The 20,172-nt window shown below is 68.9% G+C and carries 17 protein-coding genes; 10 read left to right on the plus strand and 7 right to left on the minus strand.

What is annotated here, in order from left to right; translation table 11 throughout:
• The first annotated feature begins 195 nt into the window (after window positions 1-195).
• The 5 genes from FHX82_RS28575 to FHX82_RS28595 are packed head-to-tail and all read left to right on the plus strand — an operon-like array spanning window position 196 to window position 4,207.
• Window positions 196-1,551 carry a sensor histidine kinase gene (locus FHX82_RS28575; RefSeq protein ID WP_145932592.1) on the plus strand — a complete coding sequence of 452 codons (1,356 nt, stop codon included), beginning with the start codon at window positions 196-198 and terminating at the stop codon, window positions 1,549-1,551.
• A gap of 38 nt (window positions 1,552-1,589) precedes the next feature.
• A complete protein-coding gene (locus FHX82_RS28580; protein WP_145932591.1) occupies window positions 1,590-2,006 on the plus strand; it encodes a roadblock/LC7 domain-containing protein in 417 nt (138 codons plus the stop codon).
• Complete coding sequence (locus FHX82_RS28585) at window positions 2,003-2,365, plus strand: DUF742 domain-containing protein (RefSeq protein WP_145932590.1); 363 nt, start codon at window positions 2,003-2,005, stop codon at window positions 2,363-2,365. Before FHX82_RS28580 ends, FHX82_RS28585 begins: the two co-directional genes overlap by 4 nt.
• Before the next feature lie 52 nt (window positions 2,366-2,417).
• Window positions 2,418-2,954 (plus strand): GTP-binding protein, encoded by a 537-nt coding sequence (locus tag FHX82_RS28590; RefSeq protein WP_222425922.1) that lies wholly within the window; start codon window positions 2,418-2,420, stop codon window positions 2,952-2,954.
• Window positions 2,951-4,207, plus strand: a complete 1,257-nt coding sequence (locus tag FHX82_RS28595) for a cytochrome P450 (protein ID WP_145932588.1) — start codon at window positions 2,951-2,953, stop codon at window positions 4,205-4,207. The genes FHX82_RS28590 and FHX82_RS28595 overlap by 4 nt, the downstream gene beginning before the upstream one ends.
• Window positions 4,208-4,904: 697 nt before the next feature.
• On the opposite strand, the gene FHX82_RS28600 is transcribed toward FHX82_RS28595, so the two are convergent.
• Window positions 4,905-6,059 (minus strand): cytochrome P450, encoded by a 1,155-nt coding sequence (locus FHX82_RS28600; protein WP_229881384.1) that lies wholly within the window; start codon window positions 6,057-6,059, stop codon window positions 4,905-4,907.
• 225 nt (window positions 6,060-6,284) lie between these two features.
• Complete coding sequence (locus FHX82_RS28605) at window positions 6,285-7,511, minus strand: cytochrome P450 (RefSeq protein WP_145932586.1); 1,227 nt, start codon at window positions 7,509-7,511, stop codon at window positions 6,285-6,287.
• Between the two features lie 127 nt (window positions 7,512-7,638).
• On the opposite strand from FHX82_RS28605, the gene FHX82_RS28610 reads away from it, so the two are divergent.
• The gene (locus tag FHX82_RS28610; RefSeq protein WP_145932585.1) at window positions 7,639-10,755 is read left to right on the plus strand and encodes an ATP-binding protein; all 3,117 of its coding nucleotides are present in this window, start codon (window positions 7,639-7,641) and stop codon (window positions 10,753-10,755) included.
• On the opposite strand, the gene FHX82_RS28615 is transcribed toward FHX82_RS28610, so the two are convergent.
• The 5 genes from FHX82_RS28615 to FHX82_RS28635 form a co-directional block, all read right to left on the minus strand.
• The gene (locus FHX82_RS28615) at window positions 10,739-11,482 is read right to left on the minus strand and encodes an ABC transporter permease (RefSeq protein WP_145932584.1); all 744 of its coding nucleotides are present in this window, start codon (window positions 11,480-11,482) and stop codon (window positions 10,739-10,741) included. The genes FHX82_RS28610 and FHX82_RS28615 overlap by 17 nt on opposite strands.
• Window positions 11,479-12,414 (minus strand): ATP-binding cassette domain-containing protein, encoded by a 936-nt coding sequence (locus tag FHX82_RS28620; protein ID WP_145932583.1) that lies wholly within the window; start codon window positions 12,412-12,414, stop codon window positions 11,479-11,481. The genes FHX82_RS28615 and FHX82_RS28620 overlap by 4 nt, the downstream gene beginning before the upstream one ends.
• Before the next feature lie 69 nt (window positions 12,415-12,483).
• Window positions 12,484-13,455 (minus strand): hypothetical protein, encoded by a 972-nt coding sequence (locus FHX82_RS28625; protein WP_145932582.1) that lies wholly within the window; start codon window positions 13,453-13,455, stop codon window positions 12,484-12,486.
• Between the two features lie 18 nt (window positions 13,456-13,473).
• Entirely contained in the window at window positions 13,474-14,325 is an 852-nt protein-coding gene (locus tag FHX82_RS28630) for a hypothetical protein (protein WP_145932581.1), read from the minus strand.
• 256 nt (window positions 14,326-14,581) lie between these two features.
• On the minus strand, window positions 14,582-15,016 hold the full coding sequence (locus FHX82_RS28635) for a hypothetical protein (RefSeq protein ID WP_145932580.1): 435 nt from the start codon (window positions 15,014-15,016) through the stop codon (window positions 14,582-14,584).
• A 228-nt stretch (window positions 15,017-15,244) separates the two neighbouring features.
• Between FHX82_RS28635 and FHX82_RS28640 the strand changes: the two genes are divergently transcribed.
• The 4 genes from FHX82_RS28640 (at window position 15,245) to wsfD (ending at window position 20,141) form a co-directional block, all read left to right on the plus strand.
• Window positions 15,245-15,982 (plus strand): hypothetical protein, encoded by a 738-nt coding sequence (locus FHX82_RS28640; protein WP_145932579.1) that lies wholly within the window; start codon window positions 15,245-15,247, stop codon window positions 15,980-15,982.
• A 494-nt stretch (window positions 15,983-16,476) separates the two neighbouring features.
• The gene (locus FHX82_RS28645) at window positions 16,477-16,887 is read left to right on the plus strand and encodes a hypothetical protein (protein ID WP_145932578.1); all 411 of its coding nucleotides are present in this window, start codon (window positions 16,477-16,479) and stop codon (window positions 16,885-16,887) included.
• Window positions 16,888-16,968: 81 nt separating this feature from the next.
• On the plus strand, window positions 16,969-18,480 hold the full coding sequence (locus FHX82_RS28650) for a trypsin-like serine protease (protein ID WP_183176890.1): 1,512 nt from the start codon (window positions 16,969-16,971) through the stop codon (window positions 18,478-18,480).
• Between the two features lie 176 nt (window positions 18,481-18,656).
• Window positions 18,657-20,141 carry a glycan biosynthesis hexose transferase WsfD gene (gene wsfD, locus FHX82_RS28655; RefSeq protein WP_145932577.1) on the plus strand — a complete coding sequence of 495 codons (1,485 nt, stop codon included), beginning with the start codon at window positions 18,657-18,659 and terminating at the stop codon, window positions 20,139-20,141.
• Window positions 20,142-20,172: the final 31 nt, after the last annotated feature.

Below are 20,172 nucleotides of genomic sequence, written 5' to 3' on the forward strand. Positions count from 1 at the left end.
CTAGGCAACTCCGCGGCTCGGAAAATCACCTTGAGAAGGACATCCGGGGGTAGCTTTCAGGAGGGACAAGCACCGTTCTCGCCGAAAGCGCTTTCCTCCCCCCTAGCCAGGCGCCTGTGACACGTACTACTCTCCGGGACTCGTCCGCGCCCCCGAGTCATTCCCCCGTCTCTCTCGTCTCGAGGAATCTCAGCTATGTCGGTACCGAACTCCGCCCGCTCCCGTACGGCCGCGCCGTTGCTCGTGCTGCTGGTCGCCGTGCTGGTCACGGGCGGCGGCTGGACCTGGGTGGTGCTGGAAACCCCCGCCGAGGTGCGGATGCTGGTCGGCGTGGCCGGTGGCGTGCTCGCGCTGCTGCTGTCCGTCGCCGCCGCCCTGCTCGCCCAGCGCGCCGCGCGGCTGCGCCGGGAGCGGGAGCAGATCTCGGCGCTGAACGACGAGCTGGGCCACCTCGTCGACGACCTCCTGCCCGCCGCGGTGCAGCGGCTGCGCAGCGGCGCGTCCGCCGACACCGTCCTGGCCCAGCTACCCAAGCCCCGCAACGAGGCGCACCAGCGACTGCTGCGCACGCTGACCCGCGAGATCAGCGTCGGCGAGCGGCGCCGCGCCGCCGCGATGGCGGCCTGTGGCAACGCGGCGGGCCGCGTGCAGGCGCTGGCCACCAGCATGCTCGCGGACCTGCGTGACATGGAACACCGCTACAGCGAGGACGCGCTCGGGGACCTGCTCAAGATCGACCACAGCACCGCGCAGGCCGGGCGGCTGGCCGACAGCATCGCGGTGCTCACCGGTGCCAGGACCGGCCGCCGCTGGACGAAGCCGATCGTGATGGAGAGCGTCCTGCGTGGCGCGATGGGCCGCATCGGCGCGTACCAGCGCGTGCACGTCCACTCGACCTGCACGTCGGCCGTCGTCGGGTACGCGGCGGAGGACGTCATGCACGCGCTCGCCGAGCTGATGGACAACGCGACGAAGTTCTCCGCTCCTTCGGAAGAGGTCCACGTCTACGTGGAGGAGCTGCACAACGGCGTCGTGATCACCATCGAGGACGGCGGCCTCGGCATGAAGCCGCAGGCGCTCGAACGCGCGAAGGCCGCCATCGCCTCCACCGAGCCGCTCGACCTCGCGCAGCTGTCGGGCACGCGCCTCGGCCTCGCCGTCGTCGGCACGCTGGCCCGCAAGCACCAGCTGCAGGTGTTCTTCCGGCCGTCCTCCCGCGGCGGCACCGGCGTCGTGCTGCGGCTGCCGAACCAGCTGATCACCCAGCCCCGCCAGCGGCCGGCCGAGGCCGCACCGGCGCCGCGGCCCGCGCTCGAAGTACCCGCCGCCCGCCCGGCGAACCACGTCGAGTCCGCGGTGGCCGTGGAGGAGCCCAAGGCCCTGCCGAAGCGCCCGCGCGGCCAGACGTTGAACGCCACCCGGTCGTCGGGCTCGCCATCCGGGCCGTCGTCGAACCGGCCGCGGATGGACTCCGGCGCCCGGTTCGGCGCCTTCCGCCAGGCCCGCGCCAGGAACTCCGAGGGCGGCAAGCCGTCCGACGACAGCGAGTGACACAGAGATTGGAGTGCGGGGGCACCCCCGGAATTTCGATGAACGCAGCAGACGCCAGCCTCGAGTGGCTACTGGAGAACCTGGTGGACGGCACCCCGGGCGCGAACCACGCGCTGGTGCTGTCCAAGGACGGTCTCAAGCTCTGCCACACCCAGCGGCTCTCGGTGGACAAGGCGGACCAGTTGGCCGCGATCGCCGCGGGCGTGCAGTCGCTCGCCCACGGTGCCTCGGTGGAGTTCGGGGACGGCAGCGGCGGGGTGCGCCAGTCGATGACCGAGTTCCACGGCGGGCTGCTGTTCATCGTGGAGGCGGGGGAAGGCGCCCACCTCGCGGTGCTCGCCTCCGACGACGCCGACGTCGGCCTCATCGGGCACAACATGGACGAGCTGGTGGAGCAGATCGGGGCCTTCCTGACCTCGCCGCCCCGGCAGTTCCAGCCCGCGCGCCCGGCATGATCCACCGCGCGGTCGACGACGAGGACCCGGATCGCCTCTACACGGTGACCGGGGGCCGCAGCCGGGCCGCGGACGTCGACCTCGACCTCGTCACGTTGATCGTGAGCGAGGCCGATCCCGTGCCCGGTATGCAGTCGGAGTACGTGAAGGTGCTGCGGACGTGCCGGTTCCCGACCGCGGTCGTGGAGGTCGCCTCCGAGCTGGGGCTGCCCGTGAGCGTCGTGAAGATCCTGCTGGCGGACCTGCTCGCCGACGGCCGGATCTCCGCGCGGCACCCCTCCACGGTGTTCCGCCACGGGTCCGGCCTGCCCGACTCCGAATTCCTGAAGAAGGTGCTCGTTGGACTCAAGAACATCTGACCTGGCCACCCGCACGCCGCTGAGCAGCACCGCGACGGACGGGATCAAGATCGTGATCGTCGGCGGGTTCGGTGTCGGCAAGACGACGATGGTGCGCTCGGTCAGCGAGATCCGCCCACTGTCCACAGAGGAGACGATGACCCAGGCGGGGCTGGGCATCGACTCGAACGCCGGCGCCTACGGCAAGACCACCACCACGGTGGCCTTCGACTTCGGCCGCATCAGCCTGAACGCCGAGATGGTGCTGTACCTGTTCGGCGCGCCCGGGCAGGAGCGGTTCTGGTTCCTGTGGGACAGGTTGTTTTCCGGCACGCTCGGCGCGGTCGTGCTCGTCGACACCCGGCGCGTCGAGGACTCGTGGTACGCCATCGACCGGCTGGAGCACCACGGCACGCCGTTCATCGTGGCGCGCAACAACTTCGAGCCGCCGCAGCACGACCTGGACACGGTGCGCGACGCGCTGACCCTGCCCGACGACGTGCCCCTGATCGACTGTGACGCGCGGGACCGCGAGTCGTCGAAGCGGGTGCTGGTCGGGCTCGTCGACCACCTCTATCGTCTTTCCACCGCACGGGAGACCGCATCATGACCGACAACCCCACTCCCTCGCCGGGGCCGCTGCGGCTGTATGGTCCGCGGTTCCAGCAGGACCCGGCGGCGCTCTACGCGACGATCCGGCGCGAGCACGGCCCGGTGGCGCCGGTGCTGCTCGACGGCGACCTCCCGGCGTGGTTCGTCTCCGGGTATCGCGAGATCCACCAGATCTGTGATGACTCGCAGCTGTTCGCGCGGGACACCCGCCGCTGGAACATGTGGGACCGGGTGCCGGAGGACTGGCCGTTGTTGCCGTACGTGGCGCACAACCCGTCGGTGATGTTCACGGAGGGCCCCGAGCACCGCCGTCGCGCGGGCGCGATCGGGGACGCGCTCAGTGCCGTGGACCAGTTCGAGCTGCGCGCGCACTGCGAGCGGGTGGCGGACCAGCTGATCGACGTGTTCGCGGGCACCGGCGAGGCGGATCTCGTGGCGCAGTACGCCATGCGGATGCCGCTGCTGATGGTCGCGTGGATGTTCGGCTTGCCGGAGCACGAGATCCCGGCGCTGGTGCGGGACATCGCGCTGTCGCTGGACGTCGGGCCCGACGCGATTCCCGCGTACGGCCGGGTGCAGGAGGCGATGGGGCGGCTGGTGGCGGAGAAGCACGATGCGCCCGGTGCGGACCTGCCGTCGCAGCTCATCCAGCACGAGGCGAACCTGTCCGACGAGGAGATCGTGCTGGACCTGCTGGTGGTGGCGGCGGCCGCGCAACAGCCGACAGCCAACTGGATCGGCAACACGATCCGCCTGATGTTGACAGATGAACGTTTCGCGATGACGCTGGCCGGCGGGCGCGGCAGTGTGGGGCAGGCGCTGAACGAGGTGCTGTGGCAGGACACCCCCACGCAGAACTTCATCGGCCGGTTCGCGACCAGGGACACGCAACTGGCCGGGCAGCGGATCCGGACGGGCGACATGCTGGTGCTGGGCCTGGCGGCGGCGAACGCGGACCCGGCGGTGCGGCCGGATTTCGCCGACCAGCACACGGGAAACCAGGCGTACATGTCCTTCGGCCACGGCGAGCACGGTTGTCCGTACCCCGCGCCGGAGGTCGCGCAGGTCATCGCGAAGACGACGGTGGAGGTGCTCCTCGACCGGCTCCCGGACCTGGAACTGGCCGTCCCGGCGGAGGAACTGGTGTGGCACCCGTCGGTCTGGATGCGCGGCCTGGAGCGCCTGCCGGTGGCCTTCACACCGACGTACGTGGCGTCTCAAACCGGGGCGGGGGTTCCGTCGGCCTGGTGAGGCCGGGGTTCGGGGATGCGGAGTGTCGCAAGAAAGCGCTTGCTGACGCCTCCGCGTACCCCCTAACGCCGCTCGTCGAAAAGGGCGCTTTCTGCCCTCCAAGTGGCCCCAGCCGCCGAGAAAGCGGCTTCCTTGCCGCCCGCGCACCCCTGCGAGTGGCGCTGGCCTCCAGGAAGCGCTTTCTTCCACGCCTGGCGCCTCTGCGAGCGGCGCCGCCCGCTGAGAAAGGGCTTTCCGGACTCGTAGCCACACCCCAAGCGACACCACTCCGGGGGAGAAGGCGTTTCTGCGCCCCCATGTGCCCCACCCAAGCCGGGCCGTTGCCGGGACCGGGCCGGTTGCCGGGAAAGCACCTCCGTCCCCTCGATCCATCCCCTAAGCGACACTGCCGGGCGCGAAAACACTCGCCCCACTCCCCATATCCCTCGCCGAGCCCGCGCTGCCCGCCGAGAAAGCGCTTCCATCCACGCATGCCGCTCCTTCAAATGAAGCGACCGCCCAAGAAGCGCTTCCTGGGCTGCCTACCCCCTTCCATCCCCCGTAACCTCGGCGCGAGCAAGCGCTTTCAGACCCAACCATCCGCTCCATCGAGCCACATCGCCTGGAGAAAGCGCTTTCTACGGCCTCCAGCAGCGTCGCGAGCCACGCGCGGCTTTGAAAAAGCGCTTTCCTCACCACGCACCCGTTCAGGCCGGAATCACACCGCCGTCGGGATCCGGGGTGTGAAGGTGATCGGCAGTGTGGCCGGGCCGCGCGTGAACAGGCCCTGCTCCACGGGGCCCGCGCCGTCCGCCAGGCGGGCGTCCGGCATGGCGTCGAGCAGCTGGTTGAGCCCCACCTCGACCTCCGACTTCGCCAGTAGCGCTCCGACGCAGAAGTGGCGGCCCAGTGCGAACGCCAGGTGCCCGGCAGCCGCCGAGAAAGCGGTTTCCTCCGCCAGGTCCGTGCGAAAGACGTCGAACCGGTCGGGGTCGGCGAACCGGCGCGGGTCGCGGTTCGCCGCGCCGATCAGGCAGGTCACCGTGGCGCCCTTGGGCACCGTGCCCGTGCTCAGCTCGACGTCCCGCGCGGGCTGGCGCATGATCATGTGCACCGGCGGCGTGTACCGCAGGGTCTCCGCGAAAGCGCGTGGAATCAGCGACCGGTCCGCAAGCACCGCCTCGAACTGGTCCGGGTGCTCCAGCAGGTTCTTGACCACGCTCGCGATGGCCTTGTCGGTCGTCTCCCCACCGGCGGCGAGCAGCAGGCTGACGAACGCCTTGATGTCCTCGTCGCTCATCGACGTGCCGTCGACCTCGGCCTTGCACAACGTCGACAACAGGTCGTCGCCGAGGTTTTGCCTGCGTTCGCGGATCACCGGAATCATGTACTCGGCCAGCTCGTCCCGCGTGCGCAACCCGTCGGCGGCCACTTCCGGGTCCTGGCTGAGGTTCCCGAGGAACGCGATGATCGACGTGTACCACTTCTGGAAGCGCGCGTGCTCGCTGCGGTCCAGCCCGAGCATGTCCACGATGACGTTGATCGGGAAGTGCCGCGCGAACTCGGAAACCAGGTCGACCTCGCCGCGGTCGCGGAACGAGTCGATGAGCTGACGGGCGTTGCGTTCGATCACCGGCAGGAACTTGCGCTCCAGTTCGCTGCCGCGGAACGCCGGCGCGACGAGCGCCCGGCGCACCGCGTGCTCCCGGCCGCTCATCTGCAGGATCGTCTTGCCATGCACCGGTTCCAGCTGCCAGTTGTAGTTGTCGGTTGTGAAAGCGGGCTCCTTGAAAGCCCGCGCCACGTCCTCGTACCGCGAAACGACGTAACTCTGCGTCGCCTCGTGCCAGAACAACGGCGCGGTGTCCAGCATGACGCGATAAGCCGCATAAGGGTTTTCGGCGAATTCCGGGGAAAGTATGTCAGGTGCTTCGCCTGCCGCGGGCATTACGCTCCCTAGCTCTGCTCAGGAATCGGGCAACCAAGGCTAGACCCGGAAACCGATCGCACTGGGCCGTTGGAACGGATTTCAGCACTATGGTCTAGTTGCCGATCACCCACCGCACAAAGCACTGCTCCGAAAGCATCACCGGATGGTTCATCCGGCCGCGTCCGTCCAGGTGACGGGAAGTTCGTGGACGCCGTAGATGTTCATGTCCGTCCGGAGCCGGACCTCGCTCGCGGGAACGGCGAGTTCGAGCGTCGGGAAGCGGCGCAGCAGACCGGCGAACCCGGCACGCATCTCGATGCGGGCGAGTTGCTGCCCGAGGCACTGGTGGACGCCGTGCCCGAAGGACAGCAGGCCACGGGTTTTGCGGCGGAAGTCCAGCGTGTCCGGGTTTTCGAAGCGCTCCGGATCGCGGTTGGCGGCCAGCAGCGAGACGACCACCGTAGAGCCCTTCGCGATCGTTTCCCCGCCGAGTTCGAGGTCCTCGGTGGCGTAGCGGAAGAAGATGTCGGCCACCGACAGGTACCGCAGCAGTTCCTCGACGGCACCGGGCAGCAGCTCTGGGTCGGCGCGCAGTTCGGTGAGCTGCTCGGGGTGCTCCAACAGCGCGAAGGTGCCCAACGACAGCATGTTCGCGGTGGTCTCGTGCCCCGCGAGCAGCAGCAGGAACGCGATCCCGGTCAGCTCTTCGATGCTGAGGTCGTCCTGGCGCGCCAGGTCGGACAGGATGTCCTCCCCCGGAGTGGCCCGCTTCCGCGTGACCAGCTCGGCGAGGTAGGTGTTCAGCGCGACGTACGCGCCCATCTTCTCCTGGAGCGACTGGTCCTTGACCATGAACTGGGCGGAGTGCGCCTGGAAGGAGTCGCGGTCCGCGTACGGCACGCCGAGCAGCTCGCAGATCACCAGCGAGGGCACGGGCAGCGCGAACTCCTTGACCAGGTCGACCGGCGGGGCCAGCCGCGCCAGGTGATCGAGCTGCCGCTCGACGATGTCGGCGATGTGCTCTTCGAGCTGCTTCATGCGCTTGACCGTGAACGCGCCGGTGAGCCTGCGCCGCAGCCGGCTGTGGTCCGGCGGGTCCATGGCGATGAACATGCCCGGGAGCTGCGGGGACGGTTCGGTGGCGACGGGCATGCCAGGGGTCTCGTACGGCACGTGCACGACGTCGAGGTCCAGCCGCGAGCTGAACCGGGTGTCGGCCATCATCTGCCGCACCGCGTCGTAGCCGGTGACGAGCCAGCCCTCGTGACCGTCCGGGAAGACCAGGGGGCTGACCGGCCGAGCCGCGCGCAGCCGGCTGATCTCGCTGGGCGGGTCGAAGGGGCCGGCGTCACGCTCCATGGGGAGGCCGTTCGGAATGTTGACAATCTGATTCATGGACTTTCCTATCGTCGGCGTGCTGACAACACGATCACCGAACGATCTGACACGCCTCTGACACGGCTCTGACACCGGCGATCCTCGGCGCCGTCACCAGCGGAACCCGCGGTGGCAAAATCGGCGGGTGCAGATCGGGATGCTGGGACCGTTCGAGGTACGCACGGACGACGGCCTCCTGGCCGACGTGCCGGGCGCCCGGTTGCGCGCACTGCTGATCGCCCTCGCGCTCGAACCGGGCCGCGTGGTTCCCAAGGGCACGCTCGTCGACTGGATCTGGGGCGAGCGCCCGCCCGCCGACGCGACCAACGCCCTGCAGCGCCTGGTTTCCCGGCTGCGGAAGGCACTGCCGGAAGGCTCGGTCGAGGGGCAGCCCAACGGCTACCGGTTGGCGGTGCCGCCCGATGAGGTCGACGCCGTGCGGTTCGAACGCCTCGTCGGCGAGGCCCGCGACGACGACGATCCGCGCCGGCTGCGCGAGGCGCTCTCGCTGTGGCGCGGCGCGGCCATGCAGGAGGTCGGCCTGCAGGACAGTGCGGCGTTCGACGCGGCGGTCACCCGGCTCGAGGCTCTGCGCCTGACCGCGCTGGAGGACCGGTTCGACGCGGATCTCCGCCTCGGCCACGGCGCAAAGCTCGTCACGGAGCTGACCGACCTGGTGGCCGCGCACCCGGTACGCGAGCGGCTCGTCGGCGCGTTGATGCGGGCCCTCGTCGCGAGCGGCCGCGACACCGAGGCGCTGCTGGTTTATGAGCGCACGCGGGAAACCCTGGCCGAAGAGCTGGGCGCGGATCCGTCGCCGGAGCTGTCCGCGTTGCACGTCTCGTTGCTGCGCGGCGAGCTGAGGGAGCGGAAGGAAACCCCGAAGACCAACCTGCGCGCCGAGCTGACCAGTTACGTCGGCAAGGACGCCGACGTCGCCGCGGTCCGCGAACTCGTCACCGGGCACCGGCTCACCACGCTGATCGGGCCGGGTGGTTCGGGAAAGACCAGGCTGGCCACGGAAACCGCGCGCACGCTGCTCGACGACCTGCCGGACGGCGTGCGGCTGGTCGAGCTCGCCGCCATCGGTGTCGAGGACGACGTGGCGCAGGCGACGCTCGCCGCGCTCGGCCTGCGTGACGCGTTGCTCGGCGACGTACCGGACGCGGAGCCGACCGACCGGGTCATCGCGGCCGTCCGCGAGCGGGAAATGGTGCTGGTACTGGACAACTGCGAGCACGTGATCGAATCCGCCGCGGCGTTCGCCCACCGCGTGCTCGGCGAGTGCCGCCGGCTGCGGATCCTTGCGACGAGCCGGGAACCGCTCAGCATCACCGGGGAGGCGCTCTGGCCGGTCGCGCCACTGGAACTGCCCGGGGAGAACGCCGACCCGCGCGAGATCGAGTCCTCCCCGGCCGTCAAGCTGCTGCTGGACCGGGCCGCCGCGGTGCGCAAGGAGCTCGGAGCCGACGCCCGCACGTTGGCCACGATGGCGCGCATCTGCGGGGCGCTGGACGGAATGCCGCTGGCCATCGAACTCGCCGCGGCGCGGTTGCGCACCCTGTCCCTCGACCAGCTCGCCGCCAGGCTCGACGACCGGTTCCGCCTGCTGACCGGCGGCAGCCGCACGGCGCTGCCGCGGCACCGGACGCTGCGGGCGGTGATCGACTGGAGCTGGGAGCTGCTCACCGACGCCGAACGCCTTGTGCTGCGCAGGCTTTCGGTGTTCTCCGGCGGGGCGAGTTTGGCAGCGGCCGAGCGGGTCTGCGCCGACGAAACCGCCGAGGAACTGCTGACGGCGTTGACCGAGAAGTCGCTGCTGGTGGTCACCGAAGAGGATTCGGTGCCGCGCTACCGGATGCTCGGCACCATCAAGGAGTACGCCGCGCAGCGCCTCGCGGAGGCGGGCGAATCGGATTCGGCCCGCCGCGCGCACCTCGCGTACTTCACCGAACTCGCCGAAACCGCGGAGCCGCACCTGCGCCGCGCGGAGCAGCTGGAATGGCTCACCACCCTCGAAGCCGAGCACGACAACCTCACGGCCGCCATGCGCGGCGCGCTCGCGGCGGGCGAGGCTACCGAAGCCATGCGGCTCGCGGCGGCCGCCGGCTGGTACTGGTGGTTCGGCGGCCACAAGGTGGAGGGCAACGAGCTGCTCTTGGCGGCCACCGCCGTGCCAGGCGAGGTGCCGGACGAGATCCGGGCCGTGGTCTACGCCTTCGTCTCGATGTTCGTGGTTTCCGGGCGGAGCGACCAGTTCGCGGCTGCGGAGTGGATCCGCAGGGCGGACGAGATCAGCCGGCGAGTGCCGCACTGGCACCCCGCGCTGCGGGTGATGGCTCCGATGGAACACATGCTGCACGGCCCGGACGCGCTCCTGTCCGCGTGGGAACCGCTGATCGACGACGAGGACCCTTGGGTCCGCGGCCTCGCCCGGCTGCAGCACGGCAAGATGCGGATCGTGCTCGGCCACGGCGGACGCGACGTCGACGCCTACTTCGAGAAAGCGCTTACCGACTTCCGGAGCGTCGGCGACCGGTGGGGAATCTCCTTCGCTCTCGCCGAACTGGCGGACCGAATCGCCGTGCGTGGTGAGTTCGCCGCCGCGTGCGAGTACTACGAACAAGCGGTCGCCGTCGTCACCGAGGTTGGGTCCACAGAGGACCTCGTGCGAATGCGGTCGCGGCAGGCACAGTTGTACTGGCTGCTGGGCGACGAGGAGTCGAGTGCGGCGGCGATGGCGGAGGCGCAGCGGTACGCGGGACTGGTCGCCTGGCCGGAGGCGCACGTCGAGCTCGCACTGGCGAAAGCGGAGCTCGCGCGCTGGAGCGGCGATTTCGAGGAGGCGCAACAACAACTCGCCGCCGCGACAGCTGTACTGGGCAGCGACGCCGAGCGGGCGCAGATCCGTGCGGTGACCCACGATTTGCTCGGCTACCTGACCGAGGATCCCGCTGCGGCCCGTGAACACCGGGCCGCGGCGCTGCGGGCGGCGACCGAGGGAGGATATTCGGCTCTGATCGCCCAGGTGCTCGTCGGTGTCGCGGATTTGGCGCTGCGCAACCAACAACACGAGCAGGCCGCGCGGTTGCTCGCGGCGAGCGCCACCGTGCGCGGCCTGCCGGACCATTCCCAGCCGGATTCCGCCCGGATCGAGCAGGCCGCGCGAAGCCGCCTCGGTGACCAGCGGTTCACCGAGGCGACTGCGGAGGGGACGAAGGCGGACTGGCAGGAGCTGGCCGCCGTCACGCTCGCTTCTTGAACGTGGCGCACGCCCACAGGTAACCGACGACGGCGAGACCGGTGCACCAGCCGACGGCGGCGATCGCGTAGCCGGCGGACGGCGTGCCGTTGAGCAGTCCGCGGATGGTTTCGATGATCGGTGTGCAGGGCTGGTACTCGGCGAACTGCCGGAGCCCGGGGCCCATCTTCTCGGCCGGCACGATGGCGCTGCTGAAGAACGGGAGCATGACCAGCGGCACGGCGGCCATCCCCGCGGTTTCCGGGGTCTTGGCGAACAGTCCTAACGCGACGGTGAACCAGCCTGCCGCGACGGCCAGCAGCAGCACGAGACCGCCCACGCCGAGCCAGCCGAGGAAGCTCGCGGACGGGCTGAAGCCCAGCAGGAAGGCCACTCCGAGGATGGCCGCGATGGCGAGCAGGTTGGTGAGCACGCTGGCGATGACGTGCCCGGTGAGCACCGCACCGCGGGAGACGTCCATGACCTTGAACCGGTTGATGATCCCCTTCGTCATGTCGGCGTTCACCGACGTGGCAACGGAACCCAGCCCGTAGCAGACGGCCAGCAGCACCAGTCCCGGTGTCGCGTAGTCGACGTAGTCCACGCCGACGCTGAACGCGTCGCCGAGCATGTACACGAACATCAGCATGACCACGACCGGCATCAGGATCGCGTTGAACACCGACATCGGGTTCCGGGCGATGTGCTTGAAGTTGCGGCGCAGCATCACGATCGAGTGGGCGTTCATTTCGCGAGCACCTCCGTGGGGCGGCCCGTCAGGGCGAGGAAGACGTCATCGAGGTCAGGCGTGTGGACGGAGAGTTCTTCGGCGCTGATCGAGTACTCGTCGAGCCTGTCGAGCAGGGTGCGCAGGGAGTTCGTGCCGCCGTCGCCGGGAACACGCAGGGTCAGCGCCTCGCCGTCGCGCGTGGAGTCGGTGAGCACGCGCGCGGCAGCGTCGAGCTGTGCGGCGTTCGCGAACCGGAGCCGGACGTGCGTGCCGGGAATGCGGCGCTTGAGCTCGTCGGGAGTGCCCTGGGCGACCAGGCGGCCGTGGTCGAGCACCGCAACCCGGTTGGCGAGCTGGTCGGCCTCGTCGAGGTACTGGGTGGTGAGGAAAACGGTCACGCCGTCGGCCACCAGCTCACGGATGATTGTCCACAATGCGCGCCGACTACGTGGGTCAAGTCCTGTTGTAGGCTCGTCCAGAAAGAGGATCCTCGGATTGTTGACAAGCGTCATGGCCAGGTCGAGCTTGCGGCGCATGCCCCCGGAGTAGGTCGAGGCGGGCTTGTCCGCTGCCTCCACGAGGTCGAAGCGCTCCAACAGCCGGGCGACGGTCTGCCGGGTCGCCTTCGCGTGGCCCAGGTCCACCATCAGCTGCAGGTTCTCCCGCCCCGTCAGCAGTTCGTCGACCGCCGCGAACTGCCCGGTGACGCCGATCGCCGCACGCACCGCCTTGGCCTCGGTGACGACGTCGTGCCCGGCGACGCGCACCGTGCCGGCGTCGGCCTTGAGCAACGTCGTGAGCACGTTGATCATCGTCGTCTTGCCGGCCCCGTTCGGCCCGAGCAGTGCGAACACGGCCCCCACCGGAACGTCGAGATCGACCCCGTCGAGCACGGTTCTGTCCTGGTAAACCTTCCGCAGCCCGGAGGCCGCGATCGCTGATTCCGTCATGGGAGCCACTGTCGGCGTACCGCCTGACACCACCCTGACCCCGGCCTGACACGGGACCTGACATCGAGATCAGGTGATCGGGTGCTCCGGAGGTGCGAGGACCCGGTATGCGCATCCGCGGTCATGGGGGAAGTAGTAGTACCTCATGGTGCGGAAGCCTGCCGCGGCCAGCACGTCGAGTGCGGCCCGCAGCAGGATTTTCTCGGCCTCGAACACGTACGACGTCAGCTCGGTACTGCGATCCTGTGAATCCAGGATGTCGTGGTACCGAGCCGAGTCCTGGATCGGCGCGTGCCAGCGCAGGAGGACCCCGTGGGGCTCCATCGACAGGTTCACCTCGACGGAGACACCGGCCGGTCCACCGCCGAACGTGCCGACATCGACCGTGGCGCGGATGCCGACCCGGTCGAGCTCCGCGCGAACCTTCTCCGCCAGGTCCACCCAGGCTGCGACGGCCTCGGCAGGAGGGTCCCAGGGCAACGGCCGTCCGGCCCCTTCGTGGAGCTCGTCGACATCGAGTGGATCCGTCATGAGATGCCCGCGCGACGACCGCGAGTCGCGGGCGCTCCAAGCACGGAGGCGCGCGATCGCCCGCGGGCCCCACGGCGGGGCGCCCGTGGTCATCCACTCGGGCGGGCCTGTGGGCCAGGAGTCGAGTGTCAGCACGCACGCCTGCTGGATGCGGACTCCCAGCGACGGCCACACTGCCCGCAGGTCGTCCAGGTCGGCGCGGCTCAACGCGACACGCAGGAACGTCGCCACGGTGGCATACCGGTCCGGGTCGCTGTCGTCGCCCAGGGCGTCGTCGAGCACCGTCAGCACGCGGAGCCGTTCCGCCGCGTTTATGTCCACATTGGACCGTAGTTCCTCGCCGAGGTGAATGACCCGCATACCTCGCGGCATTTCCGCCTCGTCAGGTCTTTCGAAGTCCTCCGGTGGGTAGCGTGCCCGCCAGTCGCCGTGGAACGCGTCGTCGGCCGCGGCGAGGTGCTGGCTCGCCGCCAGCAGCGCGCTCCACCACCGCGGTACTGGTACTCTCATGCTCTCCTCCTGGCGGAATCATGCGAAGGGCCGCTGCGGCGGGGCCAGCACCCGGTAGGCGCGTCGGCCGCCGAACAGGAAGTCGTACTCCAGCAGGGTCCGGAACCCGGCCGCGGCCAGCACCTCCAACGCCGCTCGCGCCAGCAGACCCCGGACGTCACCGATGTAGTCAGCCAGATATGCCGTCCCGGAGCGGGACTCGGTGAGAGCCCGGTACCGCCGCGATCCGCTGTCCAGGGGGTTCCACTCCAGGAAGACGCCGTAGGGTTCTTCGAGGCTCACCGACAGGCACACCCCCGTCGGCACGGCATCCGCACCGGAGGCGGTCACGGACGCGGGAACTCCGCAGCGCTCCAGCTCGTCCCTGGCCAGCTCGGCGAGCTCCTGCCACGACGCGACGACCTCCGCCGCCGGGACGAATCCCGACTCCGCGAACTGACGGGCCAACGTCACCGGATCCGCCAGCCGCACGACGGGTTTCGCCGGTGCGGGCACCGCGGGCTCCATCCAGTCCGGCACAACTGCGGCGAGCAACGCCAGCTCCTGCCGCACCCGAGGCCCCAGCGACGACCACAATCGCTGCAGTTCGGCCAGCCGAGTGCGCTCGGCAAGAGGTGTCAGAAATGTCAGCGCAGCCGGACGATGAGCCGGGTCTTCGAGCACGTCCTCCAAGACCGCCAGCACTCGAACCCGCTCGGCGGTACCGATTTCGGCAGCGGATGCGAACTCCCGGCCCGCCTCCCCGATCCGCAAGTAGACCTGAGCCTTGTCCACAAAACGAAACTCGCCCAGTTCGGAAACGGTGTCCACGGCCGCAAGGCGCTCGCCGGCCGCCACCACCCGCGGCCACCACTCGGGTACCTGCGTCACCGATCCCCCTCACGACTGCCCGGCGACCCGGACCCTACCGCACGGCGCCTCCGAAAGCCGCTCGCATGGAGGAACTGCGGACGTGCCAACCGTTTCGGTGTCCTCCTGCGGAATGCACGCAGGAAGGCCGGGATGCCCCGGGACGAGCTGGCGCCCCTGCTCGCCGACGCGCTGGTCGTCTCGCCGCTCAACGATACCTGTGGTCCGGCATAGGCTTTCTGTTTCCGGAAAAGGGCAATACCTCGTAGAGAGACCGTCAACTGTCCACCCTGTCGACATCGCGGTGGTCAGAGAGGCGTGGCTGCAACACGGCGGCGAGCTTGAGGAAATGTTTCAACCGCATCAAGCGTGACATCGTGGCGCGGTCCAAGGTCCGCCAAAACGGCCCGAGTCGCATCGCCTCGGCCACCCGTTCCTCGGTAACGTTCGCCAAGACCACCCGAAACAAGCGGTTCGCATCGAATGGTGTCCCGGGCTCGATGACGATGCCGGCCAGCAGACGGTGGTCGGGGGAGAGCGTTTTCTCCAGCTCAGCCCTGAACTTCGCCAGCACGACCTGGACCAGGCCCGACCACGAATTTCCGCCCGCGCCCTCATTCAGCCGACCACCTGATTCCCACCATTCGAGCGCGTCCTTGATGTCGCCGCGACCGATCCTGGCGAGTTCTGATTCCGTCAGAAATGGTTCCACCTTGCCGAGTAGACCAGGGCCACCTATAGCGCAGGCTACAGCCCGAATTGGCAGTCAAGGCCAGAATGGCGCTTCCGTCAGGGCGAAAAGGCGGTCAGCAACCTGCCCAGTCCACCTGCCAAGCTGGGTCCGCGCCCGTAGCATCGCCGCGGTCAATCCCGGACGGTTCGGCGCGACAGGTCGAAATCCGGTTCCGTGAGAAGTGCGGTCGATGAGAAGCTGCCTGCCATGGGCTCGGACTGGTCATGGACGCTGGCGCTACCCGATGGGACGTTGAACGCGGCGACGGTCGAACGACTGCTGGCTCTGGTCGAGACGTTCGGACTGTCGCCACATCGACCGGGCGGCGGGATCAACGGCTTCGACAACTCCCGGGGGCACGAGGGCGAACACCGCGTGCTGGCCTGGGAACAGCTGGTGCACAGCCTTTCCACCGGCTCCTGGAGTACCAACCTGTGGACCCGGTCCGAGGAGGAGGAGGAGGAGGTCTTCGTGACCACCAGGCCCGGCGGCGCGAACGGCTGGGACTTGGTGACACTGTCGCTGGACGCCGTTCACTGCCGGCGGACTCCCACTGCCCAGGCTGAACCGTTCCGGGAACTACACCGGATACTCACCGAACTGTGGATGGCCATCGCGACTGAGACCGGTGCGCTGTTCGGCCGGGTCGAGGACGAGTGGTCATTGGAGCAGATCTGGTCCGAACTGCCCGATCCGTTCTTGGGCGTCACCCCGCCGCCGTTGGGTTCCTGGCCGGACTGGCTAAGCTGGGTGACCTACTTCGATGCCGACCGCTACCGGCTGCTCTCGCCAGTCCTCGGACAGCTGGGCGCCGACGTTCGCCGAACCCGCCATGAGGCAGCAGTCGTCGTGTTGTTGACCGACCCGGGCGCCGTCGATCCCGTGCGGTTCGCTCGACTGCACCACGAATACCGGCGTGCCGTCAGAACCAGCCTGCCGTCTTGACCCAGCAACCCGCCGACGCTCACCAGGGACACTTGACGATCACTCGTAGACCCAGCCCGCGCTGCGCCGCCACCACTATACCGCCCACGAAGGGCACCACCCAGCAGCCGTCACCGCAGAACCAGCTTGACTCCGGTAGTTTTGCGGATTCGCGGACAACCGGTGACGACACCGGTCGAGGAACCTCAAACGTGTGGAGTCCCCTCGAGATCGTTGAGCTGGGCCCGAATCGCACTCACCGCAGTCACGAGTTCCTCGTCAGTCAAATCATCCGGATCACGAAGACGAACGCCGTGCACCGGCACGACCACATCGTTGACCTGCCAACGAAAGTCTGATTAGAGTCCGGATGATCGCGTCCGGTTTCGGGGCCCGGACACCACTCGTCATTCTTCTGTTCTTGGACGTAGGGGAAACCATGCGCTTTCGTGCGCGTTTCATCGCCATCGGTGCTGCCATCGGAGCAGCCGTCATTGCCACCGTGTCCTCAATCGGTGTCTCCTCCGCCGGGGACGCCACCCTCCATCGTCGAGGACCACAGCTATCCGGGGGCCGCGAAAGTTCTCGCAGACCGGGCACTGACGTTGATCAGTGGAGACGGGCACATCATGCTCGCCGACTGCGCGAGCGGCACCGGGTTGCTGCAGGTGCACGCCTACAACTCCGCCGACCACAGCAGCGATCCCAGCCACTACTGCTTCAAGGTCACCGGGTCCAGCGGCTACCTACGTATAGAAGTGCCCTACGCCTACCAGATCCGCGGCGACGACCACACGGTCGAAGCCACCGTCACCATCAACGGTGAGGACAGCACCGTCGCGGTCGCGAAGAACAGCTGGACCGGCATCGGCGAAGGCGCCGGCACCGACCCCGCCACCCTCGTCGAACTCCGCGCATCTTCCTGACCGTTCCCGGCGCACCCGTTCCCCCAACTCCCGTTCCGCTGCGACGTCGCACGCGACACCCACCCTTGCCTGGAGACTTCCATGCCTGCGTTCTCACGAAGACACTTCCGCCGCACCGCCGCCATCATCGCCTTCGGTCTCGCCGTCTCGGCCCCGGCCACCTACGAGTTCGTGGTCAAACTGACCAACGACACCGGCGACTGCAGCGGCGTGCTCACCGCATCGCAATGGGTGCTGACTTCCAGCACCTGCTTTCCCGGCACCGCCCAAATCGGGGCACCTACAACGCCGACGACCGCCACCGTTGGCCGGGCCGACCTCTCCGGCACGACCGATCACGTGGTCAAGGTCGATTCCATCGTGCCCCAGACTGGCCGCTCGCTTGTGCTGGCGCACCTGGCTACCGCGGTTACCGATGTCGACACCCTGACCGTTGGTGCCACCGCGGCGCAGAACGGCGATTCGCTGACCGTCGCGGGCTATGGCCGCACCGCCACCGAATGGGTACCCAATCAGGTTCATACCAGTGTGGTCACCGTCGACGCCACCACCGCCACCACGCTGTCGGTCAACAGCAGCGGCGGGCCCACCACGTGCAAGGGCGATGCTGGCGGCCCCGCTTTACGCGACAACAACGGCACCCCCGAACTCGTCGCGCTCAACCACGCCTCCTGGCAACGTGGTTGCCTCGCGGAAACCGAAACCCGCACCGGCGCAGTGGAGACCCGGGTCGACGACCTCCACGACTCGCTCACCGGGCAGACGAACTCCCCCATCCTCACCCGCTACCTCGCACTCGGCGGTACCGCGTCCTTCCTCGCCGCGCCTGTCGGCGGGGAAACCTCTGTGGCCGGCGGCACCGTCCAGAACTACGAACACGGCGCCCTCTACAACTCCCCCAGCAGCGGCACGCACTACGTCCTCGGCGCCATCCTCGGTCGATACCAGCAAATCGGCGGTCCCGCCGCGATCGGGTTCCCCACCACAGACGAAACCGGAACGCCAGATGGCGTAGGCCGCTACAACCGCTTCAGCCTCGCCTCGGGTGCCTCCATCTACTGGACTCCAAGCACCGGCGCGCACGCCGTCCTAGGCGCCATCCGCGGCAAGTGGGCCGCACTCGGTTGGGAAACCAATCTCGGCTACCCCACCACCGACGAGACCGGCACCGCGGATGGTTTGGCCCGCTACAACGACTTCAGCCGCTCCGACGGCGCCTCCATTTACTGGACCAGCGCCAACGGCGCTCACGCCATCCAAGGTCTCATTCGCGCAAAATGGATAGCCCAAGGTCAAGGAGCGGCCCTCGGCTACCCCACCACAGATGAATCGGTGACGCCAGATGGCGTAGGCCGCTACAACCACTTCAGCCTTGCCTCCGGTGCCTCCATCTACTGGACTCCCAGCACTGGCGCGCACGCCGTCCTAGGCGCCATCCGCGGTACCTGGGCCTCCCTCGGCTGGGAAGCCGGCCGACTCGGCTACCCGGCGAGCGACGAATACGGCATCACGGGCGGTCGACGTAGCGACTTCCAACACGGCTACATCATTTGGACTGCCAGCAACAACACCGTCCAGGCCTTCTACTACTGACCCGGTGTCGCAGGACAGGGTGGCTTCTCCGCGTCTTCCGGACGAGCCTCCCTGTCCTGCTAGGTGTGGAGGACCCCGACGCAGCCGGTCCGGGCACCGCGCTGTGCGCTGCACATGCATCGACAAGCAGGAGGGTCGCCGCTGTGCGGGAAACGCGGTCCGACACACTGCCCGTGATGGATGCTTTGATCGCGTTTCGCGCCCGGGCGAAGTGCCCGCCCCCGGAGCGGCCACGGCGGATCGTCCGCGCGGCGGCGGCCTTCGCGGCGGCCATATTCACCCTCGCGGCGATCCTGATCTCCACCGGGTTGGCCACTGGAACGGTGGTCGGAGCCGCGGACAACGGCGACGGCAGTCGGCTGTACTGCGGGGCAGGCCTGGCGCCGGCCACACCGGGCGGCAATTCGGCGTGGCTGGGCGGCGTGGTGCTGCACTTCGTGCCAGCGGCACGTTGCCCGGACCCGTACCCCTCACTGGCGCAGGTCCTCCTCGACGTCGTGGGCACTGGAAGTGGCGCAGACCTACGGGTGCTCGGCGCGCTCTACGCCCTCGTATTCACGGCAGTAGCCGCGTGCGCTGGATGGGTAGCGACCTCCCGAGGCGTCCGGCGCGCGGTACTGCTGGTCCCGGTGATCATGCCACTGTGGGACTCCGCATTCACCCGAATGCTGATCTCGACCTTCAGCGAACCGGTGGGGCTGCTGGCGGCGTTCACGGTGGCGTGCGGGATCGCCGCAGCGGTGACCCGCCCCGTTGGCTGGGATCGAGCGCTGATGCTGGGGCTGCTCGCCGTCGGGGCCATCGGCGCGGCCTGGGCGAAACCCGCCTATGCGCCGCTGGCCCTGGTTGCCGCAGCAGCCGCCGCGCTGTCGGGTGGCCGACGCGCGTGGCGGGCCAGCGTTGCCACCGCCGCGGGGATCGGCGTCGTGAGTGGGGCGCTGTTCATCCACCTCAGCAGCTTGCAGACCCGACACTATGCAGCGATCAACAGCCATAATCTGGTGTATACGCTCGCGCTGACCGAGATGCCCGGCTCGGCGCCGGCACTCGGTCTGCCCGCGGCGGCGCAGAACGCGGCGGGCAGGGCCTACTACCCGGCGGGCCCGGAGGGAGTACCGGGTGCGGACGTGGTCGCGGCCGCTCCCGGCGCGGTGCGGAACCGGGTGCTTGTCGAGCTCGCCGAGCATCCCGCGGCGATGGTCCGCGCCTTGTCGGTGGCCGTGCAGGCCACAGCCGGCCGGGAACTCTCGTACCTGCCGTCGCGGGCGTGGTCGCCGGGGATGTCGCCGACACCGCTGGGCCAGACGACGGGGGAGCAGGCCGCGGATGCGGCACAGCTTCGGACCTGGCTCGCGGGGCTGCCGGCGCCGTGGTGGCCTGGCACCGTGCTGATCGCCGGCTGCGTGGTAGGGCTGGTGGGGTTACGGCGGGGCCACACCCTTGGGCTCAGGGCGGCGCGGCTGGCGGGCGCGACGGCGGTTGCCGGTCTGGGACTGTCCGCGGCAGCGCTGGCGGACGGGTACTTCGAGATCGCGAAGCACGTGTGGCTGGCCGCATACATGGTGGACGTGACGGCATGGGTACTGGTGGTGGCCGGTGCCGCGGGCGTGTGGACCATGTGCCGACGAGCACGCACATCGCCGGTGAGGCCGCAGGAATGAAACCACGCCGCTGTCTCGCAGGTATGAGCCA

Source organism: Amycolatopsis bartoniae, from assembly GCF_014191255.1.
GTDB lineage: Bacteria > Actinomycetota > Actinomycetes > Mycobacteriales > Pseudonocardiaceae > Amycolatopsis_E > Amycolatopsis_E bartoniae.